This is a genomic window from Curtobacterium sp. 18060 (assembly GCF_902706105.1).
Classification (GTDB): Bacteria; Actinomycetota; Actinomycetes; order Actinomycetales; family Microbacteriaceae; genus Curtobacterium.
The window spans coordinates 1-400 of the sequence record NZ_CACSJV010000137.1; the positions used below are offsets into that span (position 1 = coordinate 1).

The 400-nt window shown below is 68.8% G+C and carries 1 protein-coding gene; it reads left to right on the plus strand.

Features of this window, described 5'->3' with window-relative positions:
• Positions 1 to 400, plus strand: a 400-nt coding sequence (locus tag GVL05_RS19925; protein WP_159574255.1) for an HAD-IB family phosphatase, incomplete at both ends; no start/stop codon positions are given.

The following is a 400-nucleotide window of genomic DNA, read 5'->3' on the forward strand; positions in this document are numbered from 1 at the left end:
CCCCCGGCCTCACCGTTCAGGGCATCCAGCCGCCCCTGCGCCTCGCGGACTTCAAGCTGATCGCCTTCGACATGGATTCCACGCTCATCAACATCGAATGCGTGGACGAGATCGCCGACGCGGCCGGCCGCAAGGCCGAGGTGGCCGCGATCACCGAGGCCGCCATGCAGGGCCTGATCACCGACTACAAGGAAAGCCTGCGCCAGCGCGTGGCGCTGCTGCGCGGCGTGGGCGTGGAGCACATGGAACAGGTGTTTCGCGAGCGGCTGCGCTTCAATCCCGGTGCGAAGGAACTCATCGACGCCGCCAAGGCGGCCGGCCTCGCCACGCTGCTGGTTTCGGGCGGCTTCACCTTCTTCTCGGACCGGGTGCGCGCCGGCCTGGGCATCGACCTCTCCCG